The sequence below is a fragment of the Glycomyces sp. NPDC050141 genome (assembly GCF_055586545.1).
This window is the reverse complement of sequence record NZ_JBVJHZ010000030.1, coordinates 38,781-54,778: the sequence shown is the minus strand read 5'-3', so window position 1 is coordinate 54,778 and position 15,998 is coordinate 38,781. Positions and strand designations below refer to the sequence as shown.

Sequence of the window (15,998 nt, the reverse complement as noted above, 5' to 3'; positions counted from 1 at the left end):
ATAACTTTCATGAATTCATGAAATCTATGTTAGCTTGAGGGCATGAACGCAGTGATCCGCACTGAGGGACTGGTCAAGCGCTTCGGCCACGTGACCGCCCTCGACCGCCTGAACCTCGAAGTGGCCCAAGGGGAGACCCACGGCTTCCTCGGCCCCAACGGCGCCGGGAAGTCGACCACCATCCGCGTCCTCCTCGGGATGCTCCGCTCCGACGAGGGCCGCGCCGAACTGTTCGGCGCCGACCCCTGGAAGGACGCGGCCGAGCTCCACAAGCGCCTCGCCTACGTCCCCGGCGACGTCGCCCTCTGGCCCGGCCTCTCCGGCGGCGAGACCATCGACCTGCTCGGTCGCCTGCGGGGCGGCATCGACAAGGGCAAGCGCGACGAGCTGCTGGAGCGCTTCGACCTCGACCCGCGCAAGAAGGGCCGCTCCTACTCCAAGGGCAACCGGCAGAAGGTCGCGCTCGTCGCCGCGTTCGCCGCCGACGTCGACCTGCTCCTGCTCGACGAGCCCACCTCCGGGCTCGACCCGCTCATGGGCGCGGTCTTCAACGAATGCGTCAAGGAGGCCTCGGCGCAGGGCCGCACCGTGCTCCTCTCCAGCCACATCATGAGCGAGGTCGAGGCGCTGTGCCAGCGGGTGAGCATCATCCGCAAGGGCGTCATCGTCGAGACCGGCACCCTCGCCGAGATGCGGCACTTCTCGCGCTCGCGCCTGCGCGCCACCCTCAAGAACCCCGTGCGGGGCCTGGAGGACCACGACGGCGTGCACGACCTCAAAGTCGACGGGCTCGACATCGACTGCTCGGTCGACGCCGCCGCCCTCGACGGCGTGCTCACCCAGCTGGCCGCCGTCGGCGTCGCGGGCCTGACCTGCGAGCCGCCGTCGCTGGAGCAGATCTTCATGCGCTTCTACGGCGACGAGCTCGCCGCGAAGGGCGTCCAGGAAGGGAACGGGGCATGACCACCGCGGCAGCGGAGATCGAGGACGGCCTGGGCACGCTCGCCGGGACCGGCAAGCTCCTGCGGTTCCAGGCCCGCCGCACCCGCGTCTACCTCACCGCCTGGACCGCCGGGCTCGCCGGGGGCACGTGGCTGACGACCCCGGCCATCACCGACCAGTACCAGTCCGCGAGCGAGCGGGCCGCGTTCGCCGCGACCATGAACACCCCGGCCATGCGGTCGATGTCCGGCCCGGTCGAGTACGTCAACGCCTACGCCGACAGCATGGGGGCGCTGTTCGCCCACCGGATGCTGCTGTGGACCGGGGCGATGACCGCCGTCATGTTCGTGCTGCTCGTCGTGCGGCTCACCCGCGCCGACGAGGAGACCTCCCGCTCGGAGGTGTTCCGCTCCAACCCCATCGGGCGCCGCGCCGACCTCGCGGCCGCGCTCCTGCTCAGCTGCGGCGCCGCCGTGGTCCTCGGCGCGCTCATCGCACTCGCGGTCCTGCCGGTCGAAGGCGGCTCCGGCGCGGTCCTGTACGGGCTCGCGCACACCGCGATCGGCGTGGTCTTCGCGTGCCTCACGGCCGTGGCCGCGCAGATCAGCGAATCGGGGTCGGCCGCCACCGGGTACGGTCTCGCCGTGCTCGGCTGGTCGGTCCTCCTCGCGGGCGTCGGCGCCGCCCAGGAGAACGCGGCGGGCTGGCTCTCGCCGATCGGCTGGTCGCAGCTGACGTTCGTGTACACGCCCGAACAGCGCTGGTGGCCCTTGCTGGTGTCCTTCGCGGTCGCGGCCCTCGCGGTGTGGCTGGCGTTCACGCTGGTCGCCCACCGCGACTTCGGGCAGGGCATGGTCGCGGCCCGCGCCGGGAGGCCCGTCGCCAAACCGGGCCTGAACAGCGCCGGGGCCCTGACGCTGCGGCTGACGCGGGGCCTGATCTGGACGGGCGTGGCGACGACGCTGCTGCTCGGCGCGGCCTACGGGTCGGTGCTCGGCAGCTCCGACGAGTTCGCCGAAGGCCTCTCCGACGCGCAGCAGGCGATCCTCGACCGCGGCGGCGACGTGCTCGCGTACGGCTTCGCGGCCACGTTCATCGCGATCAACGCGATCATCGCGGCCCTGTTCGGGCTGCTCGTGATCGGCCGCGGCCGCAAGGAAGAGGTGCAGGGCCGCGGCGAGCTCATCGCCGCCTCGCCGGTGCCGCGCAGCGGCTGGCCCGGCTCCTACCTGCCCGTCGCGCTCGCCACGGCGACGCTCACGAATATCGTCGCCGGGCTCGGCCTGGCCGGCGTCGGCGCGGCCGGGGACGGCGACCTGTTCGGGAAGATCATGCTCGGCACCGCGATCCAGCTCCCGGCCGTGTGGACGCTCACGGCGTTCGCGTTCGCGGCGTTCACGTGGCTGCCGCGCGCGGGCTGGCTGCGCTGGCTCATGTGGGTGTGGGCGCTCATCGTCGTGTACTTCGGCGGCCTGCTCGACATGCCGGGGTGGCTGCAGGACGTCTCGCCGTTCGCGCACGTCGCGTCCTACCCGGCCGAGGACATCGAGTGGCTGCCGCTGATCGTCCTGGTGGTCGTCGCGGCCGGTCTCGCGGCCCTCGGCTACGCCGGGGCGAAGCGCCGGGACCTGCAGTTCAGTTAGACCACAACGGAAACCAGAAGGCGCTGCTGCCGGTCCCGGACTCGGGGCCGGCAGCGGCGTCCGCGGCTCCGAATAAAGACGGGGAGTCCGATTTCACCGGATGGTCGCCGGGATTGTCGGTGCGGCGTGGTTCCATTGGGTGCGTGTTGGACCTCCGCTACGAGCTGACCGATCCGCCCGCCGCCGATCTCGCCTTCGAGCTCGATGCGGCGCAGCAGGTCGCGGTCGCTCACGCCTCCGGTCCGCTCCTGGTGCGCGGCGGGCCGCAGACGGGCAAGACCGAGGCGATCATCCGCGCCGCCGGGGCGAAGGTCGCCGAGGGGGCCGACCCGGCCTCGATCCTCGTGTTCGGGCTCCGGCGCCAGGACACGGCGCAGCTCCGGTCGCGGCTCAACGCCGCGACCGCGCCGTACTCGGCGGCCGAGATCGGCGTGTTCACGTTCCCCGCGTTCGCGTTCGCGCTGCTGCGCGCCTCAGCGGTGGCGGCGGGCCGGGACGAGCCGCGCCTGCTCACCGGCCCCGAAGCGGACGCGCTCATCCGCTCGATGCTCGAAGGCGAGGACTTCGCGTGGCCCGCCGGGTTCGACGAGGCGGTGCGCACGTACGCGTTCGCGCAGCAGCTGCGCGACCTCGTGCTCCGCTGCGGCGAGCGCGGCCTGTCCGCGCCCGAGCTGGCGCGGCTCGGCGGCGAGCACGACCGGCCCGAGTGGGTCGCGGCCGCCCGCTTCTACGACCGGTACGTCACGACGCTCGCGCTGCAGTCCATGTCGAGCGCGCTGTACGACTCGGCCGAGATCGTGCGCGCCGCCGCCGCGGCACTGCGCCGCGACCCGTCGCTGTTCCCCAGGCCCGCTTGGGTGTTCGTCGACGACCTGCAGGACGCGACCCCCGCGCACCTGCGGCTGCTCGAACTGCTCGCCGGGGACGGCGCGAACCTCGTCGCCGCCGGGACCCCGGACGCGGCCGTGTTCGGCTACCAGGGCGGCGACCCCGAATCGGTGCGCGACTTCCCGTTCCGGTTCACCGGCCCGGGCGGGGCCGAGGCGCCGACGGTGCAGCTCGACGACACGCACGACACGGCGCTCGCACCGCTCGCGGCCACCACCACCCTGTCGCGGCGGCTGCGCGGCCACGACCGCGACCGCAGGCGCGGCACCGGCTCCGAGGAGCAGGGCCGCGTCGACGTCGTCTACCTGCCCTCGCCCACGCGCGAAGCCGTGTACGTCGCTGACGTCGCGCGCCGCGCGCACCTGCTCGACGGCATCCCCTACGGGGACATGGCGGTCGTCGTCAAATCGGCGTCGGCGATCCCGCACCTGCGCCGGGCCATGCAGCACGCGGGCGTCCCGACCAGGCAGGCCGCCGACGACGTGCCGCTCCCGGCGCACCCCACCGTGCGCAACCTCCTGCACCTCGTCCTCGTCGGGCGCGGGCGCGAACGCCTCGACGAGACGAACGCGGCCGGGCTGCTGCACTCGGCGTACGGCGGCGCGGACCCGTTCGAGGAGCGGCGGCTGCGCCAGGAGCTGCGGCGGATCGCCGTCGCGGCCGACAACTTCTCCCCCGGCTCGGACCTCCTCGTCGAGACCCTCCGCGACCCCGAACGCACTGCGGCCCTGCCCGAAGAGGACTGGGCCGAACCGGCGCGGCGGCTCGGGACGCTTTTCGCGGCAGCCAGGGAAGGCACCGGCCTCAGCGGCACGCTGTGGGCCGTGTGGGAGGCCTCGGCGATGAGCGAGCGGCTGCGGCGCCGCGCCCTCTCGGCCGACCGGCGGGCGCAGCGCGCCGACGCCGAACTCGACGCCGTGATCGCCCTGTTCGACCTCGCCGCCGACTACGAGCGCAAGCAGCCCGGCGCGGGCGTCGAAGTGTTCTGCGAGCACGTCCTGCACCAGCAGCTGCCCGGCGACTTCCTCTCGGCGCGTGCCGAACTGGGCGACGCGGTGACCCTCGCGACCGCGCACGCCGCGCACGGGCGCCGCTGGGAGTTCGTGGTCGTCGCGGGCGCGCAAGAGGGCGCGTGGCCGAACCTGCGCCCGCGCGGCTCGCTCCTGGGCGCCGAAGCGCTCGTCGACGTGATCGACGGCCGCGCCGACGTCGACCAGGTCGCGCAGCTCCTCGACGAGGAGCGCCGCCTGTTCTACAACGCGTGCACCCGCGCCCGCCTGCGGCTCCTCGTCACCGCCGTCGACTCCGAAGAGGCCCAGCCGAGCCGGTTCAGCGCCGAACTCGGCGTCGAACCCGTCACCGCGCCGCGCCGGGGGCGGCCGCTGAGCCTCGCCGCGCTCACCGCGCGGCTCCGCGAAGCCGTCGTCGACTCCGGCCACGCCGAACGCGACGCGGCCGCCGCCGCCCTGCGCAGGCTCACCGACGCAGGCGTGCCCGGCGCCGACCCCGCGAAATGGTGGGGCCTCGCCGAGATCTCCGACGAGCGCGCGCTGGCGCTGGCCGGGGAGACCATCCGCATCTCACCGTCCCAAGTGGAGAAGACCCAGCAGTGCGGGCTGCGGTGGGTCCTCGAAGCCCACGGCGGCGACTCCGGCGACCTCCTCCCCCTCCACCTCGGCACCCTCCTCCACGCCGCCGCCGAAGCCGTCACCGTCGACCCCAACGCCGACCCGAAGACGGTGATGGAGCAGGTCGTGGGCGAGCACTTCGACCGGCTCCCGTTCGAAGCGCCCTGGCACGCCGAACAGCAGCGCCAGCGCGTCTCCGGCGCCGTCGAGCGGTTCGCGAAATGGCTCAGCGCCAACAGGAGGGAACTCATCGGCGCCGAACGCTCCTTCCGGCTCAAACTCGAGATCGGGCCGCCCGGCGTCGAGGTCGTCATGTCCGGCCAGATCGACCGGCTCGAACGCGACGGGGACGGCCGCCTCTACGTCGTCGACCTCAAGACCGGCAAGAGCGCCGTCTCCAAAGCCGACGCGCAGACCAACCCGCAGCTGGGGATCTACCAGCTCGCCATCAGCGAAGGCGCGTTCGAGGAAGGTGCGGAGCCCGGCGGGGCCGAACTCGTGTACCCGAACGCGAAGGGCGCCACGGCCGTCGCGCGCCAGCAGGGGCCGCTCGGCGAGCACGAGAACCCCGACTGGGCGCGCGAACTCGCCGGGGACACCGCGATCCGCATGGCCGGATCGGTGTTCGAGGCCCGCAACACCAGCAAATGCGAGACGTGCTCGGTCAAACGGTGCTGCCCGATCGCCGACGAAGGACGGCAGGTGACCGATGAATAGGGCCTACAACGCGGTCGGGCTCGCCAACCGGCTCGGCACCCCCTCCCCCACCGAGGAACAGGCGCAAGTGATCGAAGCCGGGCTCGACCCGATGCTCGTCGTCGCCGGCGCCGGATCGGGCAAGACCACCACCATGGCCGACCGGGTCGTGTGGCTCATCGCCAACCGGGTCGCCCGCCCCGAGCACATCCTCGGCCTCACCTTCACCCGCAAAGCCGCCGCCGAACTCGCCGCACGCGTCCGCGACAAACTGCGGCGCCTCACCGAGTCGATCCCCGAACTCGCCGACCTCCACGGCGAACCCACCGTCTCCACGTACAACGCCTACGCCGGGAGCCTCGTCGCCGAACACGGCCTGCGCATCGGCATCGAACCGGGCACGCGCGTCATCACCGACACCGGCCGGTGGCAGATCGCGCGCGACCTCGTGTGCGCGTGGGACGGCCCGATGAGCGAGTTCGACGTCGGCGTCGACAAGGTCACCGAGCAGGTCCTGCAGCTCGCCGGGCAGCTCGCCGAGCACCTGAAGGACGGCGACGACCTGCGCGCGTTCGACCGCGCCCTCGCCGAACACCTCGCCGAACGCCAAGGCAGCCGCTCCAACGACCAGTTCCGGGCGCTCATGTCGCTGCGGCTCAAACGGGAGCAGCTCTTGCCGCTCGTCGAATCCTGGGACCGGCGCAAGCGGGAACTCGGCGTCATGGACTTCGCCGACCAGCTCTCGCTCGCCGCGCAACTCGTGGCGGGCGCACCCGAGATCATCAAGACCGAACGCGAACGCTGGCGCGTCGTCCTCCTCGACGAATACCAGGACACCTCCTACTCGCAGGTGTCGCTCCTGCGCGACCTCTTCGGCGGCGGCCACCCCGTCACCGCCGTCGGCGACCCGAACCAGTCGATCTACTCCTGGCGCGGCGCCTCCGCCGGGACGCTCATGCGCTTCCCCACCGACTTCCCCACGCCCGCAGGGCTCCCCGCCGACCGCGTGGAACTCACCAAATCGTGGCGGAACCGGGCCGAGATCCTCGCCGTCGCCAACCGCGTCTCCGAACCGCTGCGCGCGGGCGACATCCGGCCGCTCGAAGCGGGCGTCGACGGCCCCGGCCTGGTCCGCGCCGCCATGCACCTCACCGTCACCGACGAAGCCGACTGGCTCGCCGCGAACCTCGCCGTCATCCGCGACTCGATCACGGACCACCGGCGCGCCGAGCACGGCGACGACGCGAAACCCGTCGAGGCCGCCGTCCTCGTACGCAAACGCCGCCAGATCCCGGCCCTGCACCGGGCCCTGACCGCCGCCGGGCTGCCCGTCGAAGTGGTCGGCTCGCTCGGGCTCCTGTTCCATCCCGAAGTGGCCGAAGCGGTCGCGATGCTCCGGGCCGCCGCCGACCCCACCGACGGGCCCTCGCTCATGCGGCTCCTCGCCGGGAACCGGTGGCGCATCGGGCCCCGCGACATCGCAGGGCTCTGGGCGCGCGCCCGCGAGCTCGCGCCTGACACGCGCGGGTTCGAACCCGACGCGGGACGCGAAGCCGAGGCGTCCCTGGCGGACGCGCTGGCCGACCCGGGCCCGGCCGAGCGGTTCTCGGCGCTGGGGTATCTGCGGTTCGCGCAGCTGCACCAGGAGCTCGGGTGGATTCGCAGCCGCCTGGGGCAGAGCCTGCCTGACGTGGTGGGTGATGTGATCAGCCATTCGGGGCTCGACGTCGAGGTGATGCTGCACCACGGGGACCTGTCGAACCTCGACGAGTTCATCGATATCGCTGCGGCGTACGAGAACGACACGAGCGGGGCGAGCATCCCCGGGTTCCTGTCCTATCTGGAGACCGCGGCGGAGCGCGAGCGCGGGCTCACGGTGGAGGGCGCGTCCCCGGCGGGCGGGGTGGTGCAGCTGCTCACGGTGCATGCGGCGAAGGGCCTGGAGTGGGACGTGGTGGCGGTGCCGGGCCTGTGCGAGGGCATCCTGCCGGGGAAGGTGAAGGGCGACCAGACGTGGGTGAGCGACGCGGCGCGGCTGCCGTACCCGCTGCGCGGCGACGCCGAGAACCTGCCGGTCCTGTACCTGGACGACGCCACGGTCCCCGCGGAAGTCAAAGGGGCCGTTGAGGACTTCAAACGCGACGACGAGGAGGCCCGCCTCGAGGAGGAGCGGCGCCTCGCCTATGTCGCGCTGACCCGCGCGCGGCAGGCCCTGCTCGCGAGCGGGTACTGGTGGGAGGCCGAGCGCCGCCAGCCGCGCACGCCCGCCCCGTACTTGAACGAGGCGGTCGCGGCGGGCGCGGAGGCGACGGTGTGGGCCGATTCGGGCCCGTCGAACCCGCTCGAGGAGGACGCCCGCACGGTCGAGTGGCCGAGCAAGGCGCCCTTGGGTTCGCGCCAGGAGGCGTTCGCGGACGCGGCCGACCTCGTGCTCACCGTCCCCGACGACACCCCTGAAGGCCCGCAGGCGCGGGCCTGGCAGGAGGAAGCCGAACTCCTCCTCGCCGAAAGAGCCGAACGCGAATCCGGCATCGTCCGAATCCCCCGCCCGAAACGCCTGTCGACCTCCCAGCTCATGGCGATGCGCGAGGACGAGGAACGATTCGCCGCAGAGCGGCGCCGCCCGATGCCCGTGGCGCCGCGCCCGGCGACCCAGCGCGGCACGGAGTTCCACGCCTGGGTCGAGGAGTTCTTCGGCGGCGGCACCCTCTTCGACCCGGCCGACCTCCCCGGCGCGGCCGACCCGGTCGGCCCCGACGCCGACCTCGACCGCCTCAAAGCCTCATTCCGCAACTCGGCCTGGGCGACGCGCCGCATCGCGGCGCAAGAGGTCCCGTTCGTCGTCGACTACGAGGGCACGGTGGTCCGGGGCCGCATCGACGCGATCTTTCATAGTGAAGGCGGCGGCTACGACATCGTCGACTGGAAGACCGGCCGCCCCCCGCAGGGCGAGGCCGCCCGCCACGCGGCCCTTCAGCTCAAGGTCTACCGGAAGGCCTGGGCCCGCCTCCAGAACATCGACGAATCCCGGATCCGCACGGCCTTCCACTACATAGCCGCCGACCACACCTGGTGGCCCGAAGAGTGAAAGGGGCCCGGACGCTTTCGCGTCCGGGCCCTTCTTGTTGCGGTGCCTACTGCTTGGCGACTGCGGCCTTCACGGTGGTCTCTCCGGCTTCGCCGCTGGTGGCGGTGTCGGGGAGGTCGGCGAAGTCGAGCCGCAGGGCCAGGGTCTCGCCCTTGACGAAGTCGCCGTGGACCTCGAGCGCGGCCTTGACCTCGTCGGCGGCGTCCAGGGTCACTGCGACGCGGTCGGTGACGTCGAGCCCGGCGTCCTTGCGGGCCTGCTGGATCACCCGGACGACGTCGCGGGCCAGGCCCTCGGCGGCGAGCTCGGGGGTGACCTCCGTGTCGAGGACGATGACGCCCGCGTCGTTCGGCAGGGCCTCGGTGTGCTCGGCGTCGACGGCGACCATCGTCAGCTCGAACTCGCCGTCCTCCAGGACGACGCCGCCCGCGGTGACCGTGCCGTCGGCGACGGACCAGTCCCCGGTCTTGACGGCCTTGATGACCCGCTGCACGTCCTTGCCGAGCCGGGGCCCGAGCACGCGCGGGACCAGCTTCAGGTCGGACTTGGAGTAGGCGCTCACGTCGGAGTCGAACTCGACGGCCTTGACGTTCAGCTCGTCCCTGAGCAGGTCCGCGAACGGCGCGAGCCGCTCGGCGTGCCCGGTCGCGACGGTGAGCTTCGCCAGCGGCAGGCGCACCCGGAGCTTGCGGGCCTTGCGCATGAACAGGCCGACCGAGGCGATCTCGCGCACGGCGTCCATCGCCTCGACCAGGGCGTGGTCGGCGGGCAGGTCGGCGGCGTCCGGCCAGTCGGCGAGGTGCACCGAGCGGCCGCCGGTGAGGCCCCGCCAGATGTCCTCGGTGATCAGCGGCAGCAGCGGCGCGGCCACCTCGCACGCGGTCTTCAGCGCGGTCGCGAGCGTCGCGAACCCGTCCTCGTCGCCCTCCCAGAACCGGTCGCGCGAGCGGCGCACGTACCAGTTCGTGAGGCTCTCGAGGTAGGAGCGGAACGCGGCGGTCGCGCCCGCGAGGTCGTAGGCGTCCATCATCGCCGTCGTCGACTCGACCAGCTCGCGCGTCTTCGCCAGCAGGTACTTGTCGAGCCGGTGCTCGCTCGCCAGCGCGGTCGCCCGCGCCTGCTCCGGGGTCGCCTCGTACCCGGCGGCGCCGGCGTAGAGCGTGTAGAAATACCACACGTTCCACAGTGGGAGGACGACCTGGCGGACGGCGTCGCGGAACCCGTTCTCGGTCACCGGCATGTCGCCGCCGCGCAGCACGGGCGAGGACATGAGGAACCAGCGGACCGCGTCGGACCCGTAGGACTCGAAGGACTCGCGCACGTCCGGGTAGTTGTTGAGCGACTTGGACATCTTCTGCCCGTCCTCGCCCAGCAGGGTGCCGTGGACGACGGCGGTGCGGAACGCGGGCCGGTCGAACAGGGCGGTGGCGAGGACGTGGAGCGTGTAGAACCAGCCGCGGGTCTGCGCGGTGTACTCGACGATGAAGTCGCCCGGGTAGTGGTGCTCGAACCAGTCGGCGTTCTCGAACGGGTAGTGGACCTGCGCGAACGGCATGGAGCCGGACTCGAACCAGCAGTCGAGGACTTCGGGGACGCGGCGCATGACGGACGTGCCCGTGGGGTCGTCCGGGTTGGGCCGCACGAGGTTGTCGATGCCGGGCCGGTGGAGGTCGGTGACCGGCACGCCGAAGTCGCGTTCGAGGTCGGCCAGCGAGCCGTAGACGTCGACGCGCGGGTAGGCGGGGTCGTCGGAGACCCACACGGGGATCGGGGCGCCCCAGTAGCGGTTGCGGGAGATGTTCCAGTCGCGGGCGTTGGCGAGCCACTTCCCGAACTGGCCGTCCTGGATGTGGCCGGGGGTCCAGTCGATGTCCCCGTTGAGTTCGACCATGCGGTCGCGGAAGGTGGTGACGGCGACGAACCACGCGGACAGGGCGCGCTGGATCAGCGGGGAGCCGCAGCGCCAGCAGTGCGGGTAGTTGTGGTTGTACGTGTCGTGGCGCAGGAGCCGCTGGGTGTCCTTGAGGTCCTTGATGATGAGCTTGTTGGCCTCGAAGACGTGGACGCCCGCGTAGGGGGGCACTTCCTCGGTGAACTTGCCGGAGTCGTCGACGGGGACGACCGGTTCGATCCCGGCGGCGTCGGTGACGAGCTTGTCCTCTTCACCGAAGGCGGGGGCGATGTGGACGACGCCGGTGCCGTCGTCGGTGGTCACGTAGTCGGCGGTGAGGACCTGGTGGGCGTTCTCGCGGCCGGTGAAGAAGTCGAACGGCGGGTTGTAGCGCAGGCCGACGAGATCAGCGCCCCGGTACCGGGCGAGGACCTCGGGGTCCTCGCCGAGTTCGCGGGCGTACGCGGCGAGGCGGGCCTCGGCGAGCAGGTAGCGGGAGCCCTCGGATTCGACGACGGCGTAGTCGACGTTCGGGTGGACGGCGGCGGCGAGGTTCGACGGGAGGGTCCACGGCGTGGTGGTCCACACGAGGAGCTTCACGCCCTTGAGCGGGCCCTCGGTGGTGACGTCGAGGCCGACGGTGACGGCCGGGTCCTGGCGGTCCCGGTAGGTGTCGTCCATCTTCGTCTCGGTGGCGGCCAGCGGCGTCTCGCAGCGCCAGCAGTACCAGAGGACCCGGTAGCCCTCGTAGATGAGGCCCTTGTCGTAGAGGGTCTTGAAGGCCCACATGACGCTCTCCATGTAGGAGAGGTCGAGGGTCTTGTAGTCGTTCTCGAAGTCGACCCAGCGGGCCTGGCGGGTGACGTAGTCGACCCATTCGCCGGTGAACTGGAGGACGGAGGCCTTGGCGGCGGCGTTGAACCGGTCGACGCCGTACGCCTCGATGTCGGCCTTCGACTTGAGGCCGAGCTCTTTCTCGGTGGTGACCTCGGCGGGCATGCCGTGGGTGTCCCAGCCGAAGCGGCGCTCGACGCGCTTGCCGCGCATCGTCTGGTAGCGCGGGACGATGTCCTTGACGTAGCCGGTGAGGAGGTGCCCGTAGTGGGGCAGGCCGTTGGCGAAGGGGGGGCCGTCGTAGAAGACGAACTCGTTCGCGCCGTTCGCGCCCGCGTCGCGGGCTTCGATGGAGGCGGCGAAGGTGTCGTCCTTGGTCCAGAAGTCGAGCACGCGGCGCTCGACCTCCGGCAGGTTCGGGCTCGCGGGGACGCCCCGTGCGGGGTCGTCTAGTGGATAGGCCATGGGACCCGTGTCTCCTCACACACCTTGCGGACTCTTCGGTGTGCGAGGACGAGCTGCGGCTTTGGGGGCCTGCCCGCGGTACCACCTCGCTTGGCGACCCTGCTTCTGGTGAAACCGGTGCGCCCGCTTGATTCGGCGGCGGTGACGGGCCGCGCCCGTCCGGTTCTACTAGGGCCCTATGCAGATTCACGGGCCGGTTCTTCCGGAAGCTCGCCGGTGATGGCCGGGTCGACGCTGTTGCACGCAAGTGTAGCGCCGCGCCCTGCCGGGTCCGCGAGCCATTTACGGCGCGTCTGCGCAGCACGACCCTGCAGCGCACCGGCGGCGGTCCCACCTGCCGGGCATGTAGTATTCGGCCTGTGAGAATCCACGCACGCAACTGGTGGTGGCGTCGCTGAGGCGGCGTCCCTGCTTTTGCGTGCAAGAAGCAAGCGACCGTCTCGTAGGCGGTCGCTTCGTCGTATCCGGGGTCGGCCGCCTCGAGTCGGGACCTGAGACCCAGTGAGAGGGCCGATGACCAAGTTTCTGACACCCGCCGGTGTGACGGTCGAGCGTCACGTCAGCGAGCTCGACGACCCGGACCTGACGCCGATCGTCGCGCAGGTCGAGACGCGCCGCGGCGGCGTGCTCTCCAGCGGCATGGAGTACCCGGGCCGCTATTCGCGCTACCACCTCGCCTATGTCGACCCGTCCCTGGAGGTCGTGGCGCGCGGGCGCGAGGTGACCGTGCGGCAGTTGAACGCGCGCGGGTTCCTCCTCGTCGATGTGCTCGCGGACGCGCTGGACGCGTCGGGGGTCGGGACGGTGACCAGGGACGACCGCGAGGTGCGCGTCCTGGTCCCCACGCCGACCGAGCGCGTCCCGGAGGAGCTGCGCTCGAAGCTGCCGACGGCGTTCTCGGCGCTGCGCGTGATCCTCGAAGCGCTCAAGTGCGACGACCCGTACCTGGGGCTGTGGGGCGCGTTCGGGTACGACCTGGCCTACCAGTTCGAGCCGATCCCGTTCGCCAAAGACCGGCCCGCCGATGCCCGCGACCTGGTGCTGCACCTGGCCGACGAGATCTACGTGGTCGACCGCAAGCGCGAGACCGCGCAGGTGCGCCGCTACGACTTCTCGTTCGGCGGGCGCTCCACGAAGGGGCTCTCGCGCGAGACCGCGTCCCTGGACTACGTGCAGGCCGAGAAGGTGCCCGACGGGCCGGTGCCCGGGGTGTACGCCGACACGGTGCGCCGCGCGAAGGCGGAGTTCAAGGCGGGCAACCTGTTCGAGGTCGTGCCGGGCCACGAGATGTACGCGGCGTGCGACTCGCCGACCGCGTTCTACGAGCGGCTGCGCACCGCGAACCCCGCGCCGTACGAGTTCCTGTTCAACCTCGGCGACCGCGAATACCTGGTCGGGGCCTCGCCGGAGATGTTCGTGCGGGTCACCGGCGACCGGGTGGAGACCTGCCCGATCTCGGGGACGATCGCGCGCGGGGACGACCCGATGCACGACGCCTCCCAGATCGCCGCGCTCATCGGCTCCGCGAAAGAGGAGTCGGAGCTGACCATGTGCACCGACGTGGACCGCAACGACAAGGCCCGCGTGTGCGTGCCCGGTTCAGTGAAGGTCCTGGGGCGCAGGCAGATCGAGATGTACTCGCGGCTGATCCACACCGTCGACCACATCGAGGGGCGGCTGCGTGAAGGCATGGACGCACTCGACGCGTTCCTGACCCACATGTGGGCGGTGACGGTGACCGGCGCGCCGAAGACGTGGGCGATGCGGTTCATCGAGGAGCAGGAGACGACCCCGCGGCGCTGGTACGGCGGCGCGGTCGGATTCGTCGGGTTCGACGGGACGATGAACACCGGGCTGACGCTGCGCACCGCGCAGATCCGCGACGGCGTCGCGTGCGTGCGCGCGGGCGCGACGCTCCTGTACGACTCCGACCCCGACGCCGAAGAGGCCGAGACCCACCTGAAGGCGCGGGCGCTGCTGGAGACCGCCGCGGGCGGGATCGGCGCGGCCGCCGTCGTGCCCGAGCCCATCGAGGTCGCGGGCGGGCCCATGGGCCACGGCCGCAAGGTGCTGCTGGTCGACCACGAGGACTCGTTCGTGAACACCCTCGGCGACTACTTCCGCCAGCACGGGTGCGAGGTCACGACCCTGCGGTTCGGGTTCGACGCCGCGACGGTGCTGGCCGAGACCGCCCCCGACCTGGTGGTGCTCTCGCCCGGACCGGGCCGCCCGAACGACTTCGGGACCGCCGCGCTGCTCGACGAGATCGCGCGGCAGGGCCTCCCGGCGTTCGGGGTCTGCCTGGGGCTGCAGGCGATGGTCGAGCACGCGGGCGGGTCGCTGTCGCTGCTGGACGAGCCGAGCCACGGCAAGCCCGGGAACGTGAAGGTGACCGGCGGGGGCCTGTTCGACGGCCTGCCCCTCGAGGTGACCGCCGCGCGCTACCACTCGCTGTACGCCACGCCCGACCAGGTGAAGGGCGACTTCGCGCCGACCGCGGCGATCGGCGAGGTCGTCATGGCCATCGAGGCCCCGGGGAAGCGCTGGTTCGCGGTGCAGTTCCACCCCGAGTCGATCCTGACGGCGGCGGGCGCGCACGGGCACCGGATCATCGGGAACGTGCTGCGGCTGACCGCTTGAGCTGACACGGAAGGGCCGGGGAGCGCGATGGCGCTTCCCGGCCCTTTGCGTTGCGGGCGTTACGGTCTGGGAGCTACGAGGTGTACTCCCAGTCTTGGACGCAGGACCAGGCGCTGTAGCCCCAGGCGCCGTTCCAGTAGACCTCCATCCAGAAGTCGCTGGTGAGGCCGCAGGCGCTGTACTCGCCGCCCTCACCGCGCTCGCAGGAGACCGGGACCCAGGTTTCGGCCGGGATGACCTCGAGGATCGCGGCGCCGACCTCGGCGAGGCGGCGGTGGTTGACGCCTTCGGTGAAGCGGGCCCGGCAGGTCCGCTGCTCGACGGCGTTGGCCGGAACCGTGTCGGCGTTCTCGATCCTTGACTTGACTGGCGTCGGCACGTCGACGGGCACGGGCGGAGCCGCTGCGGCCGAGGACATGGCTGAGAACGACAGCGCGAACGCGGCCGCGATGACGCCGATGGCAGTGAAGAACTTCTTCATTACCAGATCACCCCTTTGGTGAACTTGATCATGCTTACGCCTTATGACGTGATCTCAACCTAATTACGAAGAAGGGCGCGTTCCTACTCAAAACGGGTAATGTCGGGAAGCCGACAGAACGGGCGGGCGCGCCGGACCGCGGCGGCGGCCCGGCCGGGCGGCCTCAGTGCTCCGGTTCGGCGGGCGGGACGGTCTGGGCCCATTCGGCCCAGTCCGCAAGGGCCTCATAGAGCTTGACGCCCGCTTCGATGGTGGCGCGCATGGACTTGACCGGCGGGGCGTCGCCGTAGGCGCCGTTGTCCTTGGCGGCGGCGAACTGCCTGAACCCGGCGGCGGCCTCGCGGTAGTACGCGGCCTCGGCGGCGAGGTGCTCGCGGAGGTCGGCGGGGTCCATGAGCCAGGAGAGCACCGACCGCAGCAGCGGCTCCATCCGGACCGCGTGGTCGACCGGGGCCTCGGTGAGCCAGCGCTTGACCTCCCCGGTCCCGGCGTCGGTGACGCGGTAGACCTTGCGACCGCGCGGGCCTTCGCTGTCGACCTCGATGAGGCCGGCGTCGGCGAGCTTGTTCAGCTCCCCGTAGATCTGCGGGTGCTTCGCGGGCCAGATGAGGCCGAGCTGCTTCTCGAAGCGCTGCGCGAGGTCGTAGCCGCTGGCGGGCTCTCCGGCGAGGAGCCCGAGCAGGGCATACCGCAGCGACATCGCATCTCCTCTGGGACTTGGCAGGTCAGGGCTCCGCTTGGTCCGGGCCGTTCGGCGAGTCTAGCCGCCGGTCGGGCGGGCGGGGTTGACGCGCCATCGCTT

8 protein-coding genes are annotated in these 15,998 nt (G+C 71.7%); 5 read left to right on the top strand and 3 right to left on the bottom strand.

The window, feature by feature from the left end:
* Positions 1–42 precede the first annotated feature (42 nt).
* The 4 genes from ACZ60M_RS17910 (at position 43) to ACZ60M_RS17895 (ending at position 8,885) form a co-directional block, all read left to right on the top strand.
* Entirely contained in the window at positions 43–963 is a 921-nt protein-coding gene (locus tag ACZ60M_RS17910) for an ABC transporter ATP-binding protein (RefSeq protein WP_465419400.1), read from the top strand.
* Positions 960–2,585 (top strand): ABC transporter permease, encoded by a 1,626-nt coding sequence (locus ACZ60M_RS17905; protein ID WP_465419398.1) that lies wholly within the window; start codon positions 960–962, stop codon positions 2,583–2,585. Before ACZ60M_RS17910 ends, ACZ60M_RS17905 begins: the two co-directional genes overlap by 4 nt.
* 143 nt (positions 2,586–2,728) lie before the next feature.
* A complete protein-coding gene (locus ACZ60M_RS17900) occupies positions 2,729–5,818 on the top strand; it encodes a PD-(D/E)XK nuclease family protein (RefSeq protein WP_465419396.1) in 3,090 nt (1,029 codons plus the stop codon).
* Complete coding sequence (locus ACZ60M_RS17895) at positions 5,811–8,885, top strand: UvrD-helicase domain-containing protein (protein ID WP_465419394.1); 3,075 nt, start codon at positions 5,811–5,813, stop codon at positions 8,883–8,885. Before ACZ60M_RS17900 ends, ACZ60M_RS17895 begins: the two co-directional genes overlap by 8 nt.
* 46 nt (positions 8,886–8,931) lie before the next feature.
* Here the strand turns inward: ACZ60M_RS17895 and ileS are convergent, their stop codons facing one another.
* Complete coding sequence (gene ileS / locus ACZ60M_RS17890; protein WP_465419393.1) at positions 8,932–12,075, bottom strand: isoleucine--tRNA ligase; 3,144 nt, start codon at positions 12,073–12,075, stop codon at positions 8,932–8,934.
* 513 nt (positions 12,076–12,588) lie between these two features.
* Between ileS and ACZ60M_RS17885 the strand changes: the two genes are divergently transcribed.
* A complete protein-coding gene (locus tag ACZ60M_RS17885) occupies positions 12,589–14,715 on the top strand; it encodes an anthranilate synthase component I (RefSeq protein WP_465419391.1) in 2,127 nt (708 codons plus the stop codon).
* A 73-nt stretch (positions 14,716–14,788) separates the two neighbouring features.
* Here ACZ60M_RS17885 and ACZ60M_RS17880 read toward each other — a convergent pair whose 3' ends face one another.
* Positions 14,789–15,196: a hypothetical protein gene (locus ACZ60M_RS17880; protein ID WP_465419389.1), complete on the bottom strand. Its 408-nt coding sequence runs from the start codon at positions 15,194–15,196 to the stop codon at positions 14,789–14,791.
* A 163-nt stretch (positions 15,197–15,359) separates the two neighbouring features.
* Positions 15,360–15,896 (bottom strand): PadR family transcriptional regulator, encoded by a 537-nt coding sequence (locus ACZ60M_RS17875; protein ID WP_465419387.1) that lies wholly within the window; start codon positions 15,894–15,896, stop codon positions 15,360–15,362.
* Positions 15,897–15,998 lie beyond the last annotated feature (102 nt).

Excerpts from the sequence above, each read along its gene's own strand:
- ACZ60M_RS17885 (WP_465419391.1), top strand. The coding sequence starts at position 12,589 with ATGACCAAGTTTCTGACACCCGCCGGTGTGACGGTCGAGCGTCACGTC.
- ACZ60M_RS17880 (WP_465419389.1), bottom strand. The coding sequence starts at position 15,196 with ATGAAGAAGTTCTTCACTGCCATCGGCGTCATCGCGGCCGCGTTCGCG.
- ACZ60M_RS17875 (WP_465419387.1), bottom strand. The coding sequence starts at position 15,896 with ATGTCGCTGCGGTATGCCCTGCTCGGGCTCCTCGCCGGAGAGCCCGCC.
- ileS (WP_465419393.1), bottom strand. The coding sequence starts at position 12,075 with ATGGCCTATCCACTAGACGACCCCGCACGGGGCGTCCCCGCGAGCCCG.
- ACZ60M_RS17910 (WP_465419400.1), top strand. The coding sequence starts at position 43 with ATGAACGCAGTGATCCGCACTGAGGGACTGGTCAAGCGCTTCGGCCAC.
- ACZ60M_RS17895 (WP_465419394.1), top strand. The coding sequence starts at position 5,811 with ATGAATAGGGCCTACAACGCGGTCGGGCTCGCCAACCGGCTCGGCACC.
- ACZ60M_RS17905 (WP_465419398.1), top strand. The coding sequence starts at position 960 with ATGACCACCGCGGCAGCGGAGATCGAGGACGGCCTGGGCACGCTCGCC.